We start from the raw sequence: 26,763 nt of genomic DNA, 5'->3' as shown, positions 1-26,763 counted from the left end.
CATAAAACCAAACCGTCTGCGGATGGGGGTTATGAACCAAGATAATAGCTAAACTATGAGCGTGTTTTTCATTGTTTCTCTACTACAATTCTGTTATCCCATCGTTTCTGAATAAAAATCAAGCATATCATAAATATCATCTTGGGTGGCAGTCTGGTTGATATGAATATCACCTACTTCGCTGATTAGTGTAAAGTTAACCTTTCCTTCAGCACTGTTTTTCTTATCATGACACATAAAAGCATACAAACGCTCATAATCCTCGCAGGTGAAAGCCACACGGCCATAATTTTCTTTAATAAATTGCAAAGTCTGACGAAGTTTTTCCTTGGGGAATCCCATACGTAAGTGAGAATAATACAGTTCGCATACCATCCCAGCCGCTACAGCATAACCGTGCAAAATAGGACGACCATTTTCCAAAGCAAGACTTTCGAAAGCATGTCCTACCGTATGCCCGAAATTTAACGCTTTACGGATACCTTTTTCAAATGGGTCTTGTCTTACAATCTGCTCTTTCACCTCAATGGACTTACCTACCAATCTTTGTAGGCACCCGTAATCAATCCGGTTCAAATCAAAACCAACCAGTTCGCTCCAGTGGCAGGCGTTACTGATTAGCCCATGTTTCAACATCTCCGCATAACCAGAAAGCAGATTTTCCCGGTCAAGCGATTTCAGAAATCCGCAGTCTATCAATACAGATTCGGCTGGGGCAAATGCGCCGATTTCATTCTTCAGCCCATTGAAATTTATGCCAGTCTTTCCTCCCACAGATGCATCTACCATCCCCAACAATGTGGTCGGAATATTAATCATCGAAATACCCCGCTTAAAAGTAGCAGCTGCAAAACCTCCTAAATCGGTTACCATACCTCCGCCTAAATTTATCATCAGCGAACGACGTGTAGCCCCTTTCAAACTCAATTGCGTCCACACATACGCCAATGTTTCCAGGTTTTTGTGCACATCCTCTACCCCTATACAAATTTCAACGGCATTTTTCAAGAAAGGAAACCTACAGATAATCGGAAAACAAAGGACATGTGTGTGTTCATCTGTCAAGACAAACACTTTGTCGTGTTCACTTTTCGTTACCGCTTTCTTTAAATCATTTTCCAACTGATTGCAAATTACTACTTCCTGCATACTCATAATTATTTGTTTATTTGGGGGCAAAAATAGAAAAAAGTTAGCAGCAAGACGAAAGCATTAACAAATATTCAGGATGAAAGATTAAACCTTATCTTGCTTTTTCTGTCAAACAGGCGACAAACATTTAGACATTAATTAAAAGAAGACAATGAAAACGTGGGTTATGGGGTTACTACTGATGTTCGCAGGAACAGCAACCTTTGCACAAGGCAACAGTAGATTAGGAAAGATTTCAGGACGTGTAATTGATGCAGATGACCAATCACCGGTAATGGAAGCTACAGTACAAGTGTTATCATTACCAGACAGCACAATGGTGACTGGTCAATCAACCGATTTGAACGGACGGTTCTCGATCAATGTACGTCCGGGAAATTATGCATTGAAAATATCATTTATAGGCTATACATCTGATGTAAGAAGGGTGTCTATTACAAAATCCAAACCAAATCTGAATATCGGAACGGTAAAAATGCACATGGATGCCGTAATGTTGGAAGCGGCAACCGTAGTAGCCCAGGCTCCCGAAGTAACCGCAGTAGCAGATACACTGGTGTACAATAGTTCGGCATACCGCGTACCTGAAGGCTCTGCCCTGGAAGAACTGGTAAAAAAACTTCCCGGGGCAGAAGTGGACGAAAATGGAAAAATCACCATCAATGGCAAAGAAATTACGAAAATCATGATTGACGGAAAAGAGTTTTTTGCAGATGACCCTAATATCGCCATGAAAAACCTTCCAGTCAACATCATCGACAAAGTACGGGCATACGACAAACAATCAGATATGGCACGTGTGACAGGTATTGAGGATGGTGAAGAGGAAACCGTGCTTGACCTAAGCGTAAAGCCGGGTATGAACCACGGATTTTTCGGGAACGTAGACGGAGCGTACGGTACAGAAGACCGATATAGTGCCAAACTGCTTGCCAACTACTTCAAAGACAAAAAACAATTCACCGTTATAGGTTCGGCAAACAACGTCAATGATAATAGTTTTCCCGGTGGAGGTGGCGGTTTCCGCCGTCAGGAAAACGGCCTGACAGCTGTGAAAATGCTGGGAGCGAACTTTGCTACCGAAAACGACAAGTTCAAATCGGAAGGAAGTATAAACTTCAATTACAAAGATGCTGACCAAATCAGCAAACAGTCGTCTGAGACATTCGTTTCCACCGAAAGCAGTTCGTTCAAGAATGCTATGGACCATACACGCAATAAAACGACCAATCTGACAGCAGATGCTTTCATGGAATGGCGTCCGGACACAATGACCACGCTGATATTCCGGCCACGTATCCGTTATGGAAAAACTGACAACAGCAACGGACAGAATTCATACACTTTCGACCAAGACCCTGTATATTCTACAGATGAACTGTTCAACACCGATGATATTACCTCACTGGTTCCCGAAGCCAACATTGTCAATAGCGTGTTGAAAAACTCGTTGAGCAAGAGTGATGATATTACTGCCGGAGGTTCGGTGATTATCAACCGCAGACTGAACAGCGAAGGACGCAACATCACCTTCCGCGGCAGATACAACTATACGAATAGCAGCAGCGAACAATTTTCACTTTCAGAAACCGAATATTTCCAACAAACGGATGAAGAACGATTCGAACGTTTAAACCGGTATATCAATACTCCCACCAAAAACAGTGAATACAATGCGCGGCTGACCTATAGCGAACCTATATTCAAAGGTGGGTTTTTACAATTCGGATACAACTTCCAGTATAGCCACTCTACCACCGACCGTTCTACTTACGACATGCCCGAAGAGTGGACCCTTGACGGCAACACTTCCGGAGGAACACTCAATACCGACTTAAGTAAGAATGCCACCTATAATTATTACAATCACCAGGTAGATGTTTCATTCCGTTGGATACGCGAAAAGATGCGTTTCAATATCGGTATGTCCTTCCAACCCCAACGCTCTACACTTAGTTATTCGCAAGGCGACTATCAAGTAGATACTGTACGGAACGTGTTCAACTTCACACCGACCCTAGACTTCCGCTACCGCTTCTCCAAAACCAGCCAGTTGCGTATCCGCTACCGTGGAAGAAGTTCACAACCTGATATGATAGATCTGCTTCCGATTTCGGATAATACCGACCCTCTGAATGTAACGGTAGGAAATCCGGGACTGAAGCCAACTTTCACCAACCATTTGCGCGTGGAATACAACATATTCAAAACCGAAACCCAGCGTGGTATGTTCTCGTTCTTCAGTTTCCAAAACGTACTAAACGACATCAGCAACCGACGTATTTATAACTCTGAAACCGGAGGATACACCACCATGCCTGAAAATATCAACGGAAACTGGAACTTATTCGGCATTGTGGGAAGTAACATTGCCTTACGTGACAAACGTTTTACCATCAACACCTTTACACGTGCCAATTACCAAAATATGGTGAGCTATATCAGTGATAACCAGACCACAACTGATGCCGATAAGAACACTACCAAACGACTGTCATTAGGCGAACGTTTACGCGGAACGTTCCGAAATGACTGGTGGGAGTTATCACTCAACGGTTCACTGGATTATACCCATTCGCGCAACAGTTACCAAACATCGAACAATATGGATACTTACCAATTTTCGTACGGAGCCAGTACCAACGTGCGCCTGCCTTGGAACATGACTATATCGACTGATATTTCTCAAAATTCACGTCGTGGATACACCGATGCCAGCATGAACCGAGACGAACTGATATGGAATGCACAGATAGCTCAAGATTTCCTAAAAGGCAATGCAGCTACAGTAAGCATTCAGTTCTATGACATTCTGAAAAATCAAAGCAACATCAGCCGTACCATCAGTGCAGCCATGCGACAAGATACCGAATACAACGCTATCTACAGCTACTGTATGGTACACTTCATCTACCGACTGAACCTCTTTGGAGGCAAACAAGGACAAATGGGTGGTCCCGGTTTCCGTGGAGGACATGGTCCGCACGGACCTCGCCGGTTCTAAAAAACGATCAACAAACGGGCACTTATACTTTATTATACTCACCGCTATCATTCACATCCAAGAAAAGGCTCACAGCGTCGCCGACAGAACACCTGTGAGCCTTCTTTTTGCATAGAGCCAAGACATGCTGACATAAAATCATTTTCTTAACCTAACTATACAAGTCTTACCGGACATCGAACGGATTATTCCGGTATCTGTTTGGCTCGTATCAAAATATTGCTTACATTTGCTTACTTTATCAACCAAGAACCATGAAAACAATCTTCTGCTACATATTTTTATCTCTGCTGACATTCCTTCCTGTCCGGGCGCAACTGAACTGCACATTCACACATTATTCGCAAGAGAACGGACTTTCGGAAAACACCGTAATGGCTATGGTACAAGACCATGACGGCATGCTATGGTTTGCGACATGGGATGGAATCAACCGCTTCGACGGGTATGACTTCCAAGTTTACAAAGCACGCAAAAGCAATGAAGTGGAATGGGCATCCAATCGCATCGATTACCTATATGTAGACGCCAAAGGTAATATATGGTGCATCGCCTACGACGGACATGTATTTCGCTTTGACAAACGTCGGGAAACCTTTGACGAAATTTTATCTCAGGAACCGGAAAGCAATCTTGTAATAACCAACATTGTAACCTTGAAAAACGGAACAGTATGGTTGCTTGCCGGAAACGATGGAGGCATACGTATTACACCTGCAACCTCACAGCAGAAGGAAGGACAAAAAACTTACCTTTCGAGCGCATGTGGGGAAAAGGGCACACGCATCTACAACATACATTTGGATAGCAAAGGAAGAGAATGGCTGCTTAGCGAAAACGGTTTGCTCCGTATAGACCCTGATGGGAAAGAAACAAGTTATTTTGCCGATACCCATCCCCGGAAAAGACAGCAGGAACAACCGTTTTTCGATGTACTGGAAGTAGAAGGAATGTTGTGGTTCACCTCACGGCAAGGACGTGTATGGATATACAATACAAACAATGACATATTCACATTGAAAGAACTTCCCATACAAGACAACATTATCGCCATCCGCCAGCTAAAAGACGGACGTATGGTATTCGCAGTCCCCAAGCAAGGCATCCTGATAACTGATACACAGACAGAATCCATACATTTTTATGGAGCAGAGCGAGGATTCGACTTTGCCAGTTCACCCATCATCTCGATCTACGTAGACAGTCATGACGAAATATGGGCAGGTGTAGACCGTTCGGGGTGTGTATGCCACTTGAACCCAGACGAAAAACAACTGAAAGTAGAACAGATAAAAGTAGAAAAAGACCCGGCCGACCGCTCGATACCTGTATTCTCTATCTGCGAAAACCGGGACGGAAACTTATGGGTACATCCTGTAGGCGGAGGATTGTCCTGGTTCGATCGTGACTCAGGCAGGCTATTGCCTTTTTACGATGAAGCCGGAAGCAGTGAATGGCGCTTCTCAAATAAATTGCATGCCATGATGACCGACCGCCAGGGGAATCTGTGGCTAGGTACCCATTCGAAAGGACTGGAAAAAGTTTCGTTCTTCGATAATGAATTCCGCCTATACAAACCCTTGGCATGTCATTACGACACTCACGCCAATCAAGTGCGTGCCTTGTGCGAAGATTCACAAAAACGTATCTGGATAGGTACACGGGACGGGAAAATTACCATCTTCAACACCGATATGGCTCCTTTAGGCTACCTTACCGCTGATGGACGTATCTCTTCATCGGGCACTCCGTTTATCACCCCAGCCTACCGCATCATGGAAGACTCGCATGGCACCGTCTGGATAGCCTCAAAAGGTGGTGGCATTATCCGTCTCGAACCACAGGAAGGAAATAAATCTTATCGTCCGACTCATTATACGTATGATGCCAACGACATTTATAGCTTGAGCCACAATAGTGCTTATGATATCTGCGAAGACGGAAAAGGACGTCTGTGGATAGCTACATTTGGGGGAGGTATCAACTGCATGGAACCTCAGGCAGACGGAAGCTATCGTTTCATTAACTTTCGTAACAACCTGAAATCATATCCAATGGAACGTTGTTACAAAGCACGTGCCTTGCAACGCGATGCCAACGGTACAATGTGGATTGCTACATCGAATGGACTTCTTTCTTTCGATGAAGACTTCACCCGCCCAGAAGCCATCAGCTTTCATCTGCATGCACGTACTCCGGGCGACCCTGAGAGTTTAAGCAACAACGATATATATGATATTCTGCTTACTGGAAAAAAACATTTGTTCTTTGCTACATTCGGCGGTGGCTTGAATAAATTGAAAGACATAGACCATAAAGGCAAAGCACGTTTCTCATCTTACAATACTACCAGCGGCCTACCCACCGATGTACTGGTATCACTTGCCGAAGACGAAAAAGGAAATATATGGATAGGTACAGAAAGCGGACTGAGCCGCATGGATACTCATAAACATCGTTTCGACAATTTTCTGCGACGCGAACTGGGAGAAGAATTGGCCTTTGAGGAAAATACGGCCATGGTACTCACCGATGGAAGACTACTCTTTGGGTCGAACCGTGGAGTGCTTGTATATCGCCCGGAAGAAGTAAAGACCAACAATTATGTGCCCGAAATTATCTTTGCCGGCCTGAAAATAGCCAATGAAAACATCATGCCTAAAGCCGGGACGGTACTGCCAGAGTCTCTGAACAGTCTGGGCAGTCTTGTACTTCCCCACACCAAAAACACCATAGCTCTCTCATTTGCAGCACTTGACATGAACTTCCCGGAAAATATCAAATATGCTTATATGCTGGAGGGATTCGATGAAGAATGGAACTATGTAGGCAAACAGCGTACGGCTACCTATACAAACTTACCTCAGGGGGAATATACTTTCCGCATCCGTTCTACCAACGGAGCAGGTATATGGGTAAACAACGAACGGCATTTGCCTATAACTGTCCAGCCTGCTTTCTGGGAAACCCCTATCGCTTACGGACTTTATGTCATCGTTTTTCTCGGCATATTGCTTGGTGGAGCTTATATTTTATTCATTATCTACCGCCTGAAACATGAAGTTTCTGTAGAACAACAGGTTACAGATATCAAACTGCGCTTCTTCACCAACATTTCACACGAATTACGTACCCCACTCACTTTGATAGAAGGTCCGCTAAGCTATATTTTAAAACGCAACGACCTGACACATGAAGTGAGGGAGCAGCTACAAGTTGTAGAGCGGAATACCCACCGTATGCTACGCCTGGTGAACCAGATTCTGGATTTCCGCAAAATACAGAACAACAAGATGAAGCTCTGTGTAGAGCAGGTGGATATCGTTCCTTTTGTCCGTAAAATCATGGAAAACTTCGAATCGCTGGCCGAATCAAACAAAATAGATTTCATCTTCGAAAGCGAACAACCTTCGTTGAAGCTATGGGTAGATGTAGACAAAGTAGAAAAAATTATCTTCAACCTACTCTCAAATGCATTTAAATATACTCCACAAGGCAAAAGTATTAAAGTCTTTATACATGAAAATGAAAAGAGCATAGCAATAGGCGTGCAAGACCAAGGAATCGGTATTCCTGAAAGCATGAAGAAATCTTTATTCGTACGTTTCGAGGCTTTACTGGATAAACATCTGATGGGAAACAGTACGGGAATAGGCCTGTCGCTTGCCAAAGAACTGGCAGACCTACATCATGCCGACATCCACGTAGACAGTAAGGAAGGAGAAGGGAGCTGCTTTACTATAGAATTCCAGAAAGGCAAAGAGCATTTCGGTGAACAAGTGGAATTTATTGTTTCGGACAATGTCGAGCTATCATCCGAAAGCAATTTGCCGGAAATAAAACAAGAACCTCAAGTTGAAAATACTTTATCCGGAACAATTACCGACCGAAAAACAATGTTGCTGGTGGAAGATAACCTGGAACTACGTTTCTTCTTACGCAACATTTTTAATGAAGAATTTCAAACCATCGAAGCATCAAATGGTACAGAAGGTGTAGAAAAAGCTCGCAAATATATCCCCGACATCATCATCAGCGACATCATGATGCCCGAAAAAGACGGTATAACACTGACGAAAGAATTGAAAAGTGACATGTCAACCAGTCACATACCTATCGTTTTACTGACTGCCAAGACCGACATGGACAGCAAATTGCAAAGTATGGAACTGGGCGTAGACAGCTATATCACCAAACCCTTTAGTGCCGTATATCTGAAAGCACGTGTAGACAATCTGCTCATGCGCCGCAAACGGCTGCGCCAATTCTATAGCGAACACCTGATGAACACCAATGCTCCGGCTACAGAAGAGGAAGCAAAAGTGGAAAAAGAAGTGCAAAATTCTATTTCACCACAAGACAAACTCTTTATGGACCACTTGACGGAATTTATGGAGAAAAATCTGGATAATGGTGATCTGATAGTGGACGACCTGGTGAAAGAAATGGCGGTAAGCCGCTCGGTTTTCTTTAAGAAACTGAAATCGCTTACTGGATTTGCCCCAATCGAATTCATCAAAGAAATGCGCGTAAAACGTGCTGCACAACTGATAGAATCGGGCGAGTTCAATATGACCCAAATTGCCTATATGGTAGGTATCAACGACCCACGCTATTTCAGCAAATGCTTTAAACAACGTTTTGGAATGACACCTACAGAATACAAGGAGAAAGCGCGGAAAAAATAGAAAATGAATTTCACATTTTGTCCAATACGCCCCTACATGGGATGTTTGCGGATATTCAGTAAATAGAATGAATATCCGCATTTTTGTGGAATTCATAAAAAACAGACCAACATGTCTGTACTCGCTATGGGGAAAATTCAGAACGGATAACCAATAGCAAAATGCAGACCTTGTCCGTCCTTGAACCGGGGAATGTTATAATACCCAGAACGTCCGGTTTCATAAGGCACGTGGAGAGCAATTCCCCAATCCAGACGAAGGACAAGAAAAGACAAATCATAACGGATACCCACACCAGTACCTACAGCTATATTATCGAAAAAATGTTTGAAAGTGAATTCCGCACCGGGACGAGCCTCATCTTTCCGCATCAGCCACACATTGCCTGCATCAAGAAAGACTGCCCCGTTAAGATTTCCACCAAACATATTCGAGAAAAGCCTGAACCGATACTCCAGGTTTGCTTCCAGTTTGATGTCACCTGTTTCATCTACATACGAATAGGCAGCATTATCTGCCGGATGAAAACGTCCCGGACCCAACGAACGTACCGTAAAGGCACGGATGCTATTGGCACCTCCCACGTAAAACTGCTCATTGTAAGGTGCAATAGTCTTATTGCCATATGCCCAAATCACACCTGCCATCAACCGTCCTGCCAGCTGCTGTTTTTCATTGATGTAAAACAACGGGCGTATCTCACTGGTAAATTTCAGGAATTGGGCAAAAGGGGTTCCTAAAAATTTCTTTTCTTTTTCTTTGAATCCTCTTCCGAAAGCAGCATAAATAGCCGACGTGATATTTCCTGCCGAAGTGAACGAGTTCTCCCACCATATCCGCCAACGGCGTTGACGCCACGAATCATCATAAGTAAAAGTATACGAAATGGAAGGGATGAACTGGTCGTCCAAACTATGAAAGAGCATTGGGTTTGCCAAAGCAATCGAATCGAATGTAGCCGTACGGCGTTGCAAGTGATTGAAAGCAAGATGAACCGGTGTGACGGTATGTTTCATGCTTCGTGATTTCTGAAAGCTATAAGATATACTTCCGCCAAAAGAAAGCATTTTGAAATAACGGGCACGGTTCACCTGCTCTGCATAGATGCGGAAATGGGTTTCGGAAGGGAAACGGAACGGATCTATCCGGTTGCGTACCCAAGGAATGACAATGCGCGGAAAATCAAGTGAAAGCGCAGCACCCAGTTCATACGAATTCATAACCGACTTGTCACCGTCTACCGTCGAACTGGTCTGCCATTCGTACGAACCTTTCAGTTCCAGATTCAGCGAAGCCCCCATCCTCAGGAAGTTCTTTTTCGTAAGTTTGAATATAGCTCCCGGACCAGTCTGCTTTGTACTCTTGGTCGTGACATTCAATTCCAATTCACTATCGTAAGGCAAATCGAACATGGCATTTACCCGTACATCAAGCGTATCTTCACCGGAACGAGGCAAGTATTGCATCTCGTTGAACTTAAACACTCCCAATCGTGAAAGTGCTTCCTGGGTATAATCTTGACGTGTCTGTGAATAAAGTTCTCCTTTCCGATAAAGAAAACGCTTACGCAATACATCGAAGCGCAATCCTGGCTTGTCTCCAGCATAAAACACTGTAAAGTCACGCAATTTCATTGAGTCAACAGGAGGTTCTCCGTTGTATCCTGTCAAATAAACAGCTGTCTTCCCGATATGATAGGTTTTTAAGGCTTCTTTCGGAAGATTGGCAGCAGGAACCATCTTCAGCATCACATAGCCGGGACGCATCAGGGTGTCGGCTAGAAATGTCAGGAAATCGGTACGTGCATAATAATATCCGTGGTTGCGCAACAAATCTACCACCCGTTGACGTTCTGCATTCAGGGTATTGACATTAAAATAATCATCGGTATGTACCAGTCGCTCCGATGAACGGGCATGAATCAGACTGTCGGTTCGGGGAGCAAAACCTTCGTATAGCAATGTATCTATCCGGTACGGACGCCCCATATCAATATCATAACTCAATTTTACGGCACGTTCGTTTTTGGTGCTGTCTATTTTCCATGTGACATGCCCATCGAAGAAGCCATAATCACGAAGCAAGTTGCCCGCCACTTTGGCACGGGTATCCGGATTCACTTCCGATAGCAGAACGGGGTCGGCAGCCAGATGCTTGAATATCCACCTGCCGAAACCTTTTTCATATCGTTCAAAGCGATTATACATCCATAGTCCGAAAGGAATAGGAAACCGCACATTCGGATAGGTCACGATAGCATTGTTGGGAGCAATGCTGATGGCTCCCATCACTTCGTCTAATGCCGTCTGTCCGGCTTTGGTTTCATCTTCATTCTGGATTGTGATATTTTTCAGTCCCAGATAGAGGGTTTCTCCTTCGGGCAAATGCTTGGTGGTAGAGCATGATGACAACCCTGCCAGCATCCCGAGCAAAACGAATATATATGCGTCCAGTCTTTTCATTAGCTTCTATACCTTATTAATATACCTTCATTGCCCTTCGCTTATACCTTCATTGGTAGGTTTGTTTTTTTTACGCGAACGGAAGATAAAAAGTTCGCCCAGCTTACTTACTTTTTTTCTCAATACAACACCTACTCCCGTTTCAATCACTTCACCATCAAGTATGCTTTCGTAGTTTTTATCGTGGAAAATCTTGATATAGCGCGTGCCGCTATTGTCCAGTCTGTATTCCAGCGAGATATTGTCGATAAACGATTCTTCCTGTTGCTGGGCATCATTACCTGTCGAAATCTTCCCACCTATCACCACTTGGAAGCGGTTGTTCCAAAAACGTTTGGCAAACTGGAAGTTATAGTCTGTTCGTGAAGCTCCGCTTCCTTGCTCGGTGGTTTCCATACCGAAATTGATGTCAATGGTTTTCAGCGCACTACCTGCCACTTTATTGATTTCGCTTTGTAGGAAAGAATTCAGCATACTGTTCGTATCAAAGCCCTTGCCCGTGCTTCCGCCTCCCATATACATACCGGTCACCAGCATCGTTACAGCAAGCTTGTTTTTCTCTTCTTCCGATTTCCCCGCCAGTTCGTTCTGCATTGTCCCGTCTTCGGGAGCTTCCAAGGTAAAAGCAAATCCCAAGTTTTCCAGCCGGTTGGTTAGGCGCACCCCAACATCAAAATTCACCATTCTCGAACTGTTGTCATCCGATGCCACCGAAGCCCGTACCCGCTCCGAGGCTTTGATGTTAAGATTAGGGTTCATCAGGTCGCCTGTCCACTCAATATAGCTTCCGCTCTGTATGTGGAATGTCTTCAGTGGAATAATGGGCATTTCATACTTCATTTCTCCACTCATCAACGAATAACGTCCGTTCAGTACCATATTTCCATCTGGCTGGTATTGAAAGGAAAGGTCACCTCCCCCCTCCAGCAACATATAGTTGCTTCCGTCTTCGTTCAGGTCTACACGTGCCTGTACCGCCTCGTCGATATGCAGGGTCATCAATACATCAATACCTCCCAACGACACTGGTTTGAATGTCCGCAAATCCACCTGTGCTGTATCACGGAAGTCAACGAAGGTTACCGTTTCGCTCAAACGGTCTTCTACGGTAAGAGGAGAATCTTTCAGGATATATGTAAAATCGCTGTTCCCCAAGATGTTCATATTTCCCCGCATTGTCAGATTTTCGGGAGACCCTTTTACCATCGAAGCGAAATCGACATAAAGCTTCCCATATACTAAGGATTCTTTTGTCCGTTTGGCATTGATAAGTTCGAAATTGCGTGCATTCATCTGAAGATTGACATCGATTGCAGCAAAATCATTTACATCCACATAGCCATCGATGGTAAACGGTGTAGCCCCCTCGGTATAGATATTAAAGCGTTTGAATTCCAAACGGTTCTGATTGATTCTAAGGGGACGATTGTCTAAGCGCAGGTTCAGTGAAGCCTGAGGGATTCCTACCTGTACACTATCCAAGGCAAACTCTCCGTCAAGAATCGGTTTTAAAGTAGAACCGTTCACATTTACGCTTCCATCCACGTCACCTGCAAGTGTAGCCATTTTCCCCGGGATGAAAGCATTGGCAATGTGTAAGGGAAAATGGTGCAGGCTTACCTTTGCATCGATTCTGTCTTCTGTCTGCTTGTCAAGAGCGGTTGCATAAGTACCGTCCAGATTCACCGCCTCTTTCCCATCAATAGTGATAAAACCGTCAATGCCGTGTGCTCCATTTTCCTGAGGCAAATAAACCGCCGACATTCCCCAGTCGCCCAAAGATTGCCGGTTATATGCCAGGCGTTCTACCTGCATCTCGGCTGCAACTTGCATATCTGCTTCCGTCTGCACATAATGTACTTCTGCACTCACTCGTCCGGCAATATCGGGCATATAAGGCACCACTCTGCGAAACTCGGCTATATCTATGCGGTTCAGAGCCAAAGTCAAGTCTTGCAACGCAAGGGTATCGGGTGTAGAGGTCAGCGACAAGCCGGTATGAAGCGTGTCCGTCAAGCGCAAGTCGGCATGTATACGTCCTTTGTCGGCAAGGTAAATGTAATTGTCGGGATTTGCCTGGAAATGACGGTATACTAATATGGGGGTATCGGGAGAAACATGTAAGCTGACTCCATCGGGATGCAGGCGGGCTTCTAATCCCAGGTCGACTCCTTTCTCACGCTTATTATTCAAATACATTATCCGAAGCCCAGCCCGGACAGAGTCAATACTTCCTCCCATACCGATATCGAAAGCTTCCTGACGCTTGCTTGCCAATGCTTTTACACCACTATGAAACAAGAAGCGGGTAGAATCTTGGCGGGCATCGAAAAATATGGTGTCCAGCCGCAGACTATCGGTACGTAAACCATAAAGATTCATTTCGGCATTCAGTCCGTCGGAAGGTGAAGCGGTCATCTTTGCCCGAAAACGGTCATACCGCAAATGATTGGCAGAAAGCAAGTTTGCAACCGGATTATCCGAACCGGAAAAGACTCTCAGTTCTGCCTGGGGCAAGAGAAGTTTCAATGCCCGTTGGTCCAGCTTACGCGCTTTCCATTGACGGTCGAATTCTTTCATCAGTGCTGTAGCACCGGTCCCCAAGCGCTCCACTCCGTCAGGCGAACGGAAAAGAAAAGTCAGGTCGCCTGCATTTACATAACTCCGGATAGAATCGGAAGCCATCTCCACTCCGGCATGAAGGTCTTTTGTGTGAAATGTATTTTCTTCCGTAGCAAGAACAATATTGGTCAGCGATAACCGTACACGATGGCTTTTCTTCATATCGGTCTGGGCATAAGCTTTGATGTGAAGTGATGGAGTCAGTTTGGTTCCTGTTACCGACAAAGCTTTCAGGTCCAGCCGTTTCACCTGTGCGTCTAAGTCTGCTTGAATGGCATTGGGACGAAGCGAAGCATTAAGGCTGGCAGAAACGTCCACGGCATGGTCAGACACAAAGAGTGCCACATTGCCTTGCGACTGACGGAGGTCGGCTTCGAGCTTCAATCCCGAAAACAGCCTATGCCCATAACGGAGATGAGATACTTCAGCATCTGCCTTCGCTTGAGTATGAGGGGAAAAGAAATCCAAGCCCACTCCTTCCGCATGCAATGTAGCAGAAAGGCCGTAAAGTGAGTCTTGAGGCATGAAACGGTGCAAATTCAGGCTATCGATATCTATCTGTGCTTTGTAACTGGCCGAAATCAGGTTATATCCTGCATCCAATACTATTTTACCCTGTCCTCCATCATTCAGTTTCATTTGGGCTGCAAGCTGATTTCCCGTCAATGAAGCCATCCCTTCCAAACTCATTCCCGTAGGAACAGCTACACTTTCCCCTGTAAGAGCTTTCAGAAAACCAAGGTTCCCGGTTTGTGCCTCCAGATGCAACAAACCATCGCGCCGCACACTATCAAGTGGAAAAAACATTTCTCCGCTGGCTTCGGCACGTATGGCTCCCGGAAGTGTAAGCGATAAGGCTGTAAGACGCAAATTGTTCAGACTTCCATCTATTCCGGCACGTACTTGCAGAGGTACCGATGGATAATGACGTACAAATTCATCGGGCATGTCCGTCACTACTTTCAACAAATCATTTTTACCGATATCTGCCATCAGACGTGCCCGTATCGTTCCTTCTTTGTCCGTATCCATCGCATCCCAATCCATCGAAGCGTTTAGTTCTATAACCGAATCAGGAGTCTTGATGCGGAGTGAAGGCACATTCAGCGTATGAGCATCCGACACCAGCCTCCCTTCGCCAGAAGTGATTTCCAGTCCAGAGTGTTCTTTCAGGTTCAGATTCTGGATCATAGCATGTATATCGTTTCCTGCATAGCGTAGCGAATCCATACGCAGGTTTATTTCAGTCAGGACGATGTGTGAAGGGTCTATTCCCTTTTCAATGGGAGCGAGTGTACCCGACTCAAACGTAGCTTTTCCACCTTCCAACGAAAGTGTACGTGCCGCATACGCCATCTGATGCAGGTCAACATCTCCTTCGCGCAACGAAAGTCGGTCAAGTGCTATTCCCATCCGAAGTGTATCAAGCGGCATTTGCATGGCAAAGGAAACATCTTCAAAGTCGATTTTGCGCAAGCGGAACTTCCAGTATACCGGTGCCGAAGCAGTGGTATCGGCAGCAGAGGTATCGGCAAGACACATCGACAAGTAAGTATCTTTCAGAGTAAGCTCATCTATTATGGCAGTTTCAGGGCTCAGCTCCACTCCATGCGAAGCAATAAACAGATTCCCCAAATCCCCTTTCAATGTCATGCCTTCTATCAGGCCTGCCGTATTTACCGAAGCTTTACGTAATTCCAGTCCGTCCAACTCCACCTTTTTCTTAAATAAAGGGAGCAACTGCACCTGGGCAGTTAGCCGGTCGGCATATAGTATGGTGTCGCCGGTATTAATGACAAGTGTACGGTGCACCACCAGATCGAGTGGAAAAGAAAGCGAAATTCTTCCGATGGAAATCTGCATACCCGTAGCTTCCGATGCATACCGGGTGGCAGTATTCACCAGAAAATTCTGTATGGGAGGCAGATAAACCAACACACACAACACAACAAACAATATCAGCGGAGATGCTATAATAATCCCCAACCGGCGAATGTTTTTCTTCATAAAAATGCAACCAATTGCTTTTGCAGATGCGAATATAAGCAAAAATAACCGAATTGCATCGTTTTTTGATTGATTTGATAACATCAACCGACTGAAAAATCTTTAACTTTGCACCATACATTAACTAAAACAATACACTATGAAACCAACTTTATTCGTTCTTGCCGCCGGAATGGGAAGCCGTTACGGAGGTCTTAAACAACTGGACAGCCTGGGTCCGAACGGAGAAACCATCATGGATTATTCCATTTACGATGCAATCCGTGGAGGATTCGGCAAACTCGTGTTTGTCATCCGTAAAGATTTCGAAAAAGATTTTCGCGACAAAATCATCAGCAAATACGAAAACCACATCCCGGTAGAAGTCGTATTCCAGTCTACCGACAAACTTCCGGAAGGCTTTACTTGCCCAGCCGAACGTACCAAGCCTTGGGGGACCAACCACGCCGTACTGATGGGTAAAGACGTTATCAGCGAACCGTTTGCCGTTATCAACGCCGATGACTTCTATGGACGTGACAGCTTCGCCGTAATCGGCAAATACCTGTCCGAACTTCCTGAAGGCGCGAAAAACCAATATTGTATGGTAGGCTTCCGGGTAGGAAACACATTAAGCGAAAGCGGAACCGTGGCACGGGGTATCTGTTCGACCGATGCGGAAGGACACTTGACCACCGTAGTAGAACGTACCGAAATCATGCGCATCGACGGCACCGTATCTTATAAGGACGATGACGGGAAATGGGTGGGCATCGCTGACAACACCCCGGTATCGATGAACATGTGGGGATTCACGCCCGATTATTTCAAGTATTCGGAAGATTATTTCGTAGATTTCCTGAAGGAAAATATCGACAAGCCGAAAGCCGAATACTACATCCCGCTCATGGTGAACAAGCTCATCAACGAAGGTACCGCCAAGGTGAAAGTACTCGACACCACTTCACGCTGGTTCGGCGTAACGTATGCTGCCGACCGTCAGGGAGTGGTAGACAAATTCAAGGCACTTGCCGATAGCGGCGAATATCCTTCACCCTTATTCTGATAAATCACTTATTTTCACCACAGATTACACGGATTTTATTATCATCCGGGTATTCTGTGGTGTTTTGTATGCATTTTATTCATGTATAATAAATGTTAAACAGCACATAAATGTAAACACTGTATGGCAATATAAGAAATAAATAGTCTAATTTTGCAAACTGTAGTTTACAATATTAGATTATTTATTTATATGAACGAAGCAAAAGAAACCTTTCGTGAAGTGAATGAAAGCTTCACAACCAAAGAAGCTATCGACGAAGCAAAACGATGCCTGAACTGTAAAAATCCTTCCTGCAAAAAAGGATGTCCCATTGATAATGACATCCCCGATTTCATCCATCAGCTCTCTATGGGGAATATGGGTGATGCCATGCGCATCATCAACGAAAAGAGCAACCTGCCTGCTATCTGCGGACGTGTATGTCCACATGAAAAACAATGCCAGGGACATTGTGTGCTCTATGCCAAAGGAAAAGGCATCCAAATCGGTAAGTTGGAACGCTTCATTGCTGATTTCGATACCGAAATGAATCTGATACGGGAGAAACTTCCGCAAAAAACACGAGGAAAAGTTGCTGTTATCGGCTCAGGACCTGCCGGACTTACCGTAGCGGGTGATTTGGCACGACAAGGATTCAACGTCACCATCTTCGAAGGACAAAGCGAAGCGGGAGGAGTCTTGATGTATGGAATCCCCGAATACCGCCTTCCCAAAGCAGTAGTAACCAAAGAAATACAAAAAATAGAAGCATTAGGGGTAAATTTTATTCTGAACTGTCTGGTAGGAAGAGACATTACTATCGACCAACTGTTCCAACAAGGATACGATGCCATCTTCATCGGAACTGGTACCGCACTTCCCAAAGACTTGAATGTACCGGGCAATACACTTCGTGGCATCGTCCAGTCATCTTATCTGTTGCACATGGTCACTATTTTTAACCAGAACATTGTGAGTCGTGATGCCGTACCGATGCATGAAGGCGATCGGGTAGCGGTCATTGGATGTGGAAATGTGGCTATGGACGCTGCACGTACCGCCGTACGTATGGGAGCTTCAAGTGTAACAGTTCTCTATCACCGTACCGAAGCTGACATGAGTGCCATTCCTAGCGAATACCAGGAAGCTGTGAAAGAAGGAGTGAAATTCATGTGGAAAACCTCTACCAAGGAGTTTTTGGGGGACGGAGATGGAAAAGTGACCGGTATCCGTGCAGAAACTCCCGAAGGTATCCAAGACCTGCCATTCGACTGTGTCCTGCTTGCCATCGGGTCACGTCCTGCCAATCGCATCGTATCAACCACTACTGGCATAGAGGTAGACGAAACTGGATATGTTATCGTGAAAGAGCGCCCATACGGAATGACTACCCGCCGGGGCGTATTTGCAGGAGGTGACGTAGTGCACCGCCCGCACACCGTAGTACTTGCCATGAAAGCTGCCAAACAGGTAGCAGCAGGCATTGCACAATATGTAGATGCCGTGAAATTATTGTCTATAGAGTAGAAACTGTTTATACTTTGAACGGTGTGCAATTGTGCATTTTAATGGTCATGCCGGATTACACAGCCGACATGACAAGCAAGCTTTATTCTCTCTGTCATATAGCTGCACCGTTTGTAAGATTAATAATCTTACAGCGTGAAGATTAATAATCTTACGGCATGAAGATTAATAATCTTACAAACAAGGCAGCTATGCGATTTATAGTTTTTCGATTTCGTCTTGAGTAAATCCTGTATATTTCATGATGATTTCCATTGGCATACCATCCATTTTCATTTGTTTAGCTATGCCAGCTTTCGTTTTTTTCGCGCCAATATTTATTCCTTCGGCACGCCCCTCAGCACGTCCTTCTAAACGTCCCTCGCCTCTTGCTGTTACAATGTTATCACGTAAGATGACCACATTGTCTAAATGGCGGTAATACGCATTCAGTTCTGCCTTGCTCATGCGTTCAAGCCGCAGTTTCTCACGGGCTTCTTTCAATCCGGGCGCAGTGGCATCGGAAGGGATATCTCCTGTGTTGAGGAAATAAATCCATTGTTCCAAAGGGACTTTCGACCATTTATTAAAATCGTTTACTTTCAGTATGTAATACTCCGGATAAAGATCGCTTACAGCAGTGACATTAAATTTCTGACGTTGGAAAGGAGTCAGGTTGAGTAGTTCTCCGTTGTGAATTCCTCTAAATTCAGTTTTGCCATGATATACTACGTCCGTACCATTTCCCAAATTGAAATAAACAATGTTCACGCTGTATATTTTCCGGATATGGTCATAGCCCTGTCCACGATTGATATATTCGGTGATTAATTTGGAAGTTCCAAATAGCATACGTTGGAAATAGGCGTACTCCGTATTGTTCTGAACTTCAATAATAAACAGTTCTCCTTTGTCGTTTTCCGCTAATAAATCCACGCGGTTCTGCTTATCATATTCGTCCTCCTGATTGCTTTCGCTTTCCAATAACTTGTTTATAGTTATCTTTTCATTAAGCAATGTTGTCAGCAGGCCTTCTAACACGCTAAAATTCGCTTTGTCACGAAGCAACCGTTTCATGGCCCAGTCAAAGCGGATATATTTGTTTTGTTCTTCCATAAGGATCATCTTTTTCTTTATATGCAAAGAAACAACTTTATTTCGAGAAAGGCAAACGGGAGGCAGCTTTTATTAATTTGAATTGTTTAATAACAGAGGCTTTTGTTTGACAAAATCAGATTATTTAAGTTTTATATTTTATTGATATTCAGTTGTTTTTAATTTTATCGTTCATGTAGGAAAAGGGAAAATTGTTGCTTCAGAACTGTTCTCTTAAAAAGTTTAATGAATGTCCGCGATGCGTCCTTACAAGCAATTTGGCAACATAAGGACATTTATAAAAGTTTTTCTTAGCGATAGGAAGATACAAGCTATATATAAATATACTGGCACCTTGCACTAAATGTCCCTTTTATTCTATCCGAAGCAAAACACTCCTTATACTTTTGCTCGTTCATTAAAACACTATTACAATGCAATCATTCAAAATAATACAACCGTCACCAATATTGCATCGCTACATTCGCCATTATTGGATATTACAAAGTGATATGGCAAATGCTGCACCCGAACGCACTTTCCCATTAGGTTGCATACAGCTATTTTTTCATAAAAAGAAGCGATTATTCTCACAAACCCATCATAAAATACAGCCCCGATATTTCGTTTGTGGACAAGAAAAAGGATATACAGATATTTGCGCAGATGGAGATATAGAGATGCTTGTTGTTGTGTTTCAACCTTATGCGGCAAAGCTGTTTTTCCGGCAACCATTATCCCTTTTTCAAGGAGAAAATATAGCGATAGAAGATGTGGAAGATAGAGAACTTACCGAACTTGTCCACAAAGTAGCTGATACTGGAAACAACATTCATTGTATAAATTTGATAGAACAATTTCTATTGCATCGTTTAGTTGTATGTTCAGACTATAATATAGATAGACTTTCTGCTGTAATTCAAGACATTAATCTTAACCCATACCTTGATGTCTGTAAATTGGCTAATACTGCCTGCCTAAGCACAAAACAATTCACACGGATTTTTACGGAATATATTGGGACTTCGCCTAAAGAATTTCTGAGAATTATAAGAGTGCAACGGACTTTGTTCCTGCTGCAACAAAATCCTCCATACAATTTTGCGCAAGTAGCTTATAGTTGCGGTTTCTCCGACCAATCTCACATGATAAGAGAATTTAAGCTGTTTACAGGATATACACCTTTAGCATATCTATCGGTTTACACTCCCATATCTGATTATTTTTCTAACCCGTAGAATGTCCGTATTCTTCTATCCACGTCCTTATGGTAATCGTAATTTTGCAATGTCTTAGCGTAGGACAAAGCAAAGTAATAACTAAAAGAAAAAGAACATGAAGAATTTAATCGCATTCTTTGAAATCCCCGTTACCGACTTCTACCAATCGGTAAATTTTTATCAAGCAATCTTCGGGGTGGAATTTATGGTAGCCGAATACAGCAATGAGAAAATGGCTTGTTTTATACAGGACGGACAAACGGTTGGTGCCATATCCTATGCACCTGACTTCAAGCCCTCAGAGCATGGCGTTTTAATTCACTTTAACTGTGAAGACATTGACTGGGCTATCCAGCAAGTATTGAAACAGGGCGGAAGTATTGCTATTCCTAAGACAAAAATCCAAGCTGAAGGGAAAGGGTATTTTGCCGTATTCACCGACCCTGCGGGTAATCGCATAGGACTTTATACCGACTAATATGTACCGATGGAAAAATATAGCTGCAAATGCAATAACTTGCAGCTATATTTTTGCCCCTAATCAATAAGAAACGGCAAAAAGCCTTACCTTTGTAAAATGATTCTAGAGGATTTCAAATTTTACAAACCATGTAAGTTACTGCAACCTTACGTCAGGTATTATTGGGTATTCAAAAGCAATCAACCGCAGAATACCCTTACTTTTCCTATTGGTTGTCCTCAAATCATTTTTCATAAACAGATGCCGCTCTATATCCCTGAACTAAACACGTTCCAAGACAGACTGGCTATCAGCGGTCAGGTTAATTTCCCGTCACACCTATATGCAAACGGAAACGTAGAAATGATAGTGGTGGTATTTCACCCTCACACGATGAGTATGTTTCTGAATTTACCCACATCGCTTTTCTACAACTAGGAGGTTTCCGGCTATAGCCTGGAAAATAAGAAATTGAATGAACTGGCTATACGGATATCCGGTTGTGAAGATAATTCTGTCTGTATAAACTATATCGAAAAATGGTTATTGTCACAAATTGCCAACAACTTGTCCGAAACTTCATATAACATCAAGAGAATGGATGCTGCTATACGGCAGATATACAGTTTTCCTCAAACAACCGTAACCGAATTGTCTTCCATTACCTGCCTATGCAAAAAACAGTTTGAACGGTTGTTCCATTCATTGGTGGGCATGAATCCCAAAGAATATGCCCGTATCGTCCGATTCCAAAAGGCTTTGGCACAAATGCAGCATCAAACGGGCAAAGAAATTAGCCAGGCACAAATAGCATACGCAAGCGGCTATTCCGACCAATCGCACTTCATACGCGAGTTTAAGAAGCTCAGCGGATATACACCTATGTCTTTATTAAAAGTTTCAGCCCCTTATTCTGATTTGTTTACCAATCCTGTATAAATAACTTGTTTGCGGAATTAGAAACTGTTTTGAATTTATCGTGTGTTGATTTGGGATGGTTTTTGAGGTATTTCCGCTTGTGTGATGGGAAAGATAGATCCGTTAAATGAGCATAAAGGAACAGGGGCAAGAGGAAAGTACAATATTTATAAAAAATATAATCCGCTGTAAATAAGCGGATTATATTTTTAATAGTGGACCTGGAGGGAGTCGAACCCTCGTCCAAACAAGGAAGCCATATGCTTTCTACATGCTTATCTCTGCCTTCGGTTTTCGTGCGTAAGCAAGACCAGAGCCACCCACTTGCGCCTTAGCCTTTAAAATTTCATTCTGGTCGCAAGGCTAGACCAGAACTATTCCCGATTTTGCTGCACCGCTTGATCAAACGCCTCGGAACAAGAGCTTTTGAGCGATGTCTCGTTTCCATCACTGTGACGGAAATAAAGTTAATCTACTGTACTTCGATTAAGCAGCGAGAGCATAGTTTTCGTTGCCAGATAATTGTTCAGTAACTGAGATTATAGTGCAAATCACTGACGCACTGCATGCTTACATACCACATCTCTTGCTGTCAAATCCAGTCAAGCCCTTAAGTGATGATTGTTTGCAAAGATAGGTATTATTGGGAAGATAACAAAATAATCTGTCACTTCTTTTTCTTTTCTTTTTCCTTTTTTGGCTTTTTTGTATTGAAAAAGCTTATGCCGAGATAAAAAAACTCCCACAAACATTTGTTTGCAGGAGTTTTATGGAGATAGTATTTATTTGTTAACTCAAAATCTGAGCCGATTTGTTGCCTTGCAACTTATTATTTGATGTTCGGATTCAGCTTGTTCCATTCAGAGATAGCAGGAAGAACGCCCATAGCGATTACTTCATCACGCAATTCGCAGAGGTGAGCGTAGCTCTTGTCCAAAGCTGCTTGTTCTTCTGCAGTTCCGTTCAGAGCAGCGCAGTGGCAACCGTCAGCAGTGATTGAAGTTTCCCATGCCATCATGATGTGGTCGTACTTATCGTTTGAGATATATGTACCAGCCGGCCAGCGGAATGCCTTGCCACCCATAGCAGCACCAATCATTTCGATAGAAACGTATGCTGGGCTTTGGAATGAAGAACGTCCGCGCAATGCGATGATGTTAGCACCGCCTTTGGTTACTTTCTGTTGGATTTCTGCCCATTGTTCTTTGCTCAGAGCGTCAGTGCCGATGATGTCGGTCAACGGTTTGCCGTTAACTTTAGCAGTAGAAGCGAATACAGCCATCTGTTCGCCGTGACCACCGTATGTGCGGCAGTTTTCAACAGCGTCCATAGGTACGTTGAAATATTTAGCCAGTTCACTGCGCAAACGGGTAGAGTCGAGGGCAGCCAAGGTAGTAACCTGTGAAGGTTTCAAGCCTGAGTACAACAACGTAATCAGACCGGTGATGTCAGCCGGGTTAAAGATAACCACGATGTGTTTTACATCTGGGCAGTATTCTTTTACGTTCTTACCGAATTCTTCAGCGATAGCGGCGTTGCCTTTCAGCAAGTCTTCACGGGTCATGCCTGCTTTACGGGCAGCACCTCCTGAGTTCACGATATATTTGGCACCTGTCAGCGCTTCTTTGATGTCTGAAGTGAAGGTTACGTTTACGCCTTCGAAACCGCAGTGGTACAATTCTTCAGCCACACCTTCCAATCCCGGAGCATACGGGTCGTACAAGCAGATGTTAGGAGTCAAACCCATCATAATGGCAGTCTGAGCCATGTTAGAACCGATCATGCCGGCAGCACCAACAATGGTAAGCTTTTCGTTAGTTACAAATTCCATAATTCTATTATTTTAGTTAAGTTATACGGTAATTCTTTTTTCTGACCGATGCAAAGATAAAAAGTTCTTTTGTTTGTGAGAATCTTTGTGCATAGAAAAGTGTGAAAAATCTGCATCTTTTCAACTTAATTACGGAAATATTTCACTATTTTTAAGTTGATGACTCCATTTTTGTAATCAGCACTTGGCAAAATGTGAAATCGGGGTGTTGTCTTCAGAAACGGACACACCAGGTCAAGAAAAACTTTTTGGAGAAATTCAAAACTGTTTCTCGGTCTGTTGGGATATCATTGTTTTCGTGAGGCAATGTTTTGGGTTGTGGCTGGGAGAAAATACAGGTGACAGATATAAAAAACATTAAGGAGGAGATGCCGGACATCTTTTGTCGGTTGATTTTGATTAATTTTGCCCCGATAAAATTTTAACGAATATGTCCGAATTAGCTCCATTAATTACCGATTTAGGTATTATTCTGGTTGTGGCGGGATGCGTCATGATTCTGTTCAAGTGGCTGAAACAGCCGGTTATCTTGGGTTATATTGTGGCTGGGTTTATTACCGGTCCTTCTGTGAGTTTTTTGCCTACGGTGTCTGATACGTCTGACATCAAGATTTGGGCAGACATCGGTGTTATTTTTTTGTTGTTCGCCATGGGATTGGAGTTTTCTTTCCGCAAGCTTTTGAATGTAGGCTTGAGTGCTATGGTGGCTACCGTTACTATTGTGTGCGGTATGATGTTCTTGGGATATGTGGCGGGAAATATGATGGGATTTTCTCATATTACCAGTCTTTTTTTGGGCGGAATGCTTTCTATGTCGTCTACGGCGATTGTTTTTAAGGCTTTCAATGACATGAACCTGCTCCAGCAGAAATTTACAGGAATCGTGTTGGGCATTTTGGTGGTAGAAGACCTTGTAGGAGTTGTCATGCTGGTGGTACTTTCTACGTTGGCTGCAAGTAGTCAGTTCGAGGGCACGGCGTTGCTGGGTAGCCTGATGAAGCTGGTCTCTTTTCTGGTGTTTTGGTCGGTATTGGGGATTTACCTGCTTCCTACCTTAATAAATAGGATCAAACGTTTTGTCAGTGATGAGATTCTGTTGGTGGTTTCCTTGGGGCTGTGCTTGCTGATGGTTATGATTGCAGTAAGAGCAGGGTTCTCTTCGGCATTGGGAGCTTTCGTCATGGGCTCTTTGTTGGCCGAAACCTCTGAAAGCGAACGTATCAGCCGGGTGGTGCAACCGGTTAAGGATTTGTTTGCAGCTGTATTCTTTGTATCTGTAGGTATGATGATAGACCCGATGGTTATCCGCGATTATATTGTGCCTATCTTGTTGCTGACTCTTTTGGTTCTGGCAGGGCAGAGCTTTTTTGGTACTTTCGGAGTTTTGCTTTCAGGACAGCCATTGAAGCTGGCGATGAAATCAGGGTTCTCGTTAACACAGGTTGGCGAGTTCGCCTTTATTATTGCCTCGTTAGGTGTGAGCCTGAATGTGACAGATACACATTTGTATCCCATTATTGTGGCAGTATCTGTCATCACTACGTTCTGTACACCTTATATGATACGTTTTTCCGAGCCTGCATACCGGTTTGTCGACCGTCATTTGCCGGTATGGGGCAAGCAGGCTTTGTCGCGCTATGTTTCCGGTTCCATATCCGAGAAGCACCAGAACGACTGGCACCGTCTGTTGCGGGGAATGATAGTAGGCGTGTCGGTGTATCTGGTTCTCTGCATAGGCGTTATAGTCATATTCTTTTCTAAAATACATCCTTTCATCCAAGGTCATCTGCCAGGACTTCAGGGCGATTTGCTGGGTGCTTTGATTTTGTTGGCAGTGCTTTCACCGCTTCTGTGGGCGATGGTGGTCAAGAAAAACCATTCGCCCGAGTTCCGCCGTCTGTGGGCAGACAATCTGGTAAATCGCGGTGCTTTGTCATCGCTGGTGTTGATTAAGATTATTCTTTGCATTACCATTGTAATGAGTGTTGTGGTCCGTTTGTTCAATGTGGCGTCTGGATTGGGACTGGTTATTGCTTTACTGGTGGTGGCTGGACTATATTTTTCGAAACGTATCCGCAAGCGTTCGTTGGAGATTGAAGAGCAGTTCGAAGCCAATTTTCAAGGACCGGACGAAGAAAAGAAAAGCTCTTCTTTGTTTGACGGGGTGGGAGATACTACTTCATTGTCCGACCTCCATGCAGTCGATTTCACCGTGCAGCCCAATTCTGTTTGTGTGGGTAAGACGTTGAAAACACTTGCTTTCCGCACCCGTTATAGGGTAAATATCATTACTATTGGTCGTGGCGATGCAGTCATCGATATTCCGCAAGGTGACGAGATGCTTTATCCGTATGACAAAATTACTGTAGTAGGTACCGATGAAGACCTTTCGCAATTTGCTCGGGCACTGGAGCAGAAAGAAGCCTGTGCCGGTGGCGGAACATCTTCACGCAAAGGGACACGCATTACTAACGTATGTGTCGACGAACATTCTTCCTTGTTGGGCAAGAGTATGGGCGAAGTGAAATCCGACCGTGCTATCATTTTAGGTGTAGAACGGGGCAAGGAAGTGGTGAAGAATCCTTCTCCAGCATTTGTGTTTCAGTCGGGTGATATCGTATGGATGGTTGCTTCGTTTCGTAAGCCGGTATAGGCGCGAGGCATTAAGAAGCTGTTTTGAATTTCTCCAAAAAGTTTTTCTTGGCTTGATGTATCCGTTTTCGTGTGTGCTTTGGGCGATTTTTTGGTCCTTTTCGCTCCTGTTCTTCGTC

14 protein-coding genes and 1 other RNA gene are annotated in these 26,763 nt (G+C 43.9%); 9 read left to right on the top strand and 6 right to left on the bottom strand.

All coding sequences use genetic code 11. The features are described from left to right. Positions 1–93: 93 nt before the first annotated feature. Positions 94–1,155, bottom strand: a complete 1,062-nt coding sequence (gene aroB / locus B5F78_RS01685) for a 3-dehydroquinate synthase (protein ID WP_087405791.1) — start codon at positions 1,153–1,155, stop codon at positions 94–96. Positions 1,156–1,303: 148 nt separating this feature from the next. Here aroB and B5F78_RS01680 point away from each other — a divergent pair, with 148 nt between their 5' ends. Together B5F78_RS01680 and B5F78_RS01675 are read left to right on the top strand one after the other, a co-directional pair. After that, on the top strand, positions 1,304–4,156 hold the full coding sequence (locus tag B5F78_RS01680) for a TonB-dependent receptor (protein WP_087210930.1): 2,853 nt from the start codon (positions 1,304–1,306) through the stop codon (positions 4,154–4,156). Between the two features lie 254 nt (positions 4,157–4,410). Then, positions 4,411–8,844 (top strand): hybrid sensor histidine kinase/response regulator transcription factor, encoded by a 4,434-nt coding sequence (locus B5F78_RS01675; RefSeq protein ID WP_087405790.1) that lies wholly within the window; start codon positions 4,411–4,413, stop codon positions 8,842–8,844. Between the two features lie 137 nt (positions 8,845–8,981). Here the strand turns inward: B5F78_RS01675 and tamL are convergent, their stop codons facing one another. Then, the gene (tamL, locus tag B5F78_RS01670; RefSeq protein ID WP_087210923.1) at positions 8,982–11,306 is read right to left on the bottom strand and encodes a translocation and assembly module lipoprotein TamL; all 2,325 of its coding nucleotides are present in this window, start codon (positions 11,304–11,306) and stop codon (positions 8,982–8,984) included. A 27-nt stretch (positions 11,307–11,333) separates the two neighbouring features. Further along, positions 11,334–15,935 (bottom strand): translocation/assembly module TamB domain-containing protein, encoded by a 4,602-nt coding sequence (locus B5F78_RS01665; protein WP_087405789.1) that lies wholly within the window; start codon positions 15,933–15,935, stop codon positions 11,334–11,336. Between the two features lie 139 nt (positions 15,936–16,074). Between B5F78_RS01665 and B5F78_RS01660 the strand changes: the two genes are divergently transcribed. Together B5F78_RS01660 and B5F78_RS01655 are read left to right on the top strand one after the other, a co-directional pair. Then, positions 16,075–16,980: a nucleotidyltransferase gene (locus B5F78_RS01660; protein WP_013617806.1), complete on the top strand. Its 906-nt coding sequence runs from the start codon at positions 16,075–16,077 to the stop codon at positions 16,978–16,980. A 192-nt stretch (positions 16,981–17,172) separates the two neighbouring features. Continuing rightward, positions 17,173–18,489, top strand: coding sequence for an NAD(P)-dependent oxidoreductase (locus B5F78_RS01655; protein ID WP_022040335.1), 1,317 nt, complete (start codon positions 17,173–17,175; stop codon positions 18,487–18,489). A 198-nt stretch (positions 18,490–18,687) separates the two neighbouring features. Here the strand turns inward: B5F78_RS01655 and B5F78_RS01650 are convergent, their stop codons facing one another. After that, on the bottom strand, positions 18,688–19,584 hold the full coding sequence (locus B5F78_RS01650) for an Rpn family recombination-promoting nuclease/putative transposase (RefSeq protein ID WP_204247006.1): 897 nt from the start codon (positions 19,582–19,584) through the stop codon (positions 18,688–18,690). A 413-nt stretch (positions 19,585–19,997) separates the two neighbouring features. On the opposite strand from B5F78_RS01650, the gene B5F78_RS01645 reads away from it, so the two are divergent. The 4 genes from B5F78_RS01645 (at position 19,998) to B5F78_RS17730 (ending at position 22,182) form a co-directional block, all read left to right on the top strand. Next, positions 19,998–20,801, top strand: coding sequence for an AraC family transcriptional regulator (locus B5F78_RS01645; RefSeq protein ID WP_087250660.1), 804 nt, complete (start codon positions 19,998–20,000; stop codon positions 20,799–20,801). Between the two features lie 97 nt (positions 20,802–20,898). Further along, on the top strand, positions 20,899–21,261 hold the full coding sequence (locus B5F78_RS01640; RefSeq protein ID WP_087405788.1) for a VOC family protein: 363 nt from the start codon (positions 20,899–20,901) through the stop codon (positions 21,259–21,261). 99 nt (positions 21,262–21,360) lie between these two features. After that, positions 21,361–21,681, top strand: a complete 321-nt coding sequence (locus B5F78_RS18010) for a DUF6597 domain-containing transcriptional factor (RefSeq protein ID WP_337959684.1) — start codon at positions 21,361–21,363, stop codon at positions 21,679–21,681. A 159-nt stretch (positions 21,682–21,840) separates the two neighbouring features. After that, positions 21,841–22,182, top strand: a complete 342-nt coding sequence (locus B5F78_RS17730) for a helix-turn-helix domain-containing protein (RefSeq protein ID WP_239473397.1) — start codon at positions 21,841–21,843, stop codon at positions 22,180–22,182. Between the two features lie 192 nt (positions 22,183–22,374). Here B5F78_RS17730 and ssrA read toward each other — a convergent pair. Then, positions 22,375–22,771: a transfer-messenger RNA gene (ssrA, locus tag B5F78_RS01630) on the bottom strand. A 219-nt stretch (positions 22,772–22,990) separates the two neighbouring features. Beyond that, positions 22,991–23,992, bottom strand: coding sequence for a malate dehydrogenase (locus B5F78_RS01625; RefSeq protein ID WP_022039409.1), 1,002 nt, complete (start codon positions 23,990–23,992; stop codon positions 22,991–22,993). Between the two features lie 430 nt (positions 23,993–24,422). Between B5F78_RS01625 and B5F78_RS01620 the strand changes: the two genes are divergently transcribed. Next, positions 24,423–26,645 carry a cation:proton antiporter gene (locus tag B5F78_RS01620; protein WP_087405787.1) on the top strand — a complete coding sequence of 741 codons (2,223 nt, stop codon included), beginning with the start codon at positions 24,423–24,425 and terminating at the stop codon, positions 26,643–26,645. Positions 26,646–26,763 lie beyond the last annotated feature (118 nt).

This window comes from Bacteroides sp. An279 (assembly GCF_002159615.1).
In the GTDB taxonomy this organism is placed as follows: Bacteria; Bacteroidota; Bacteroidia; order Bacteroidales; family Bacteroidaceae; genus Phocaeicola; species Phocaeicola intestinalis.
The sequence above is the reverse complement of the archived record's forward strand: the minus strand, read 5'-3'. Positions and strand labels throughout refer to the sequence as shown.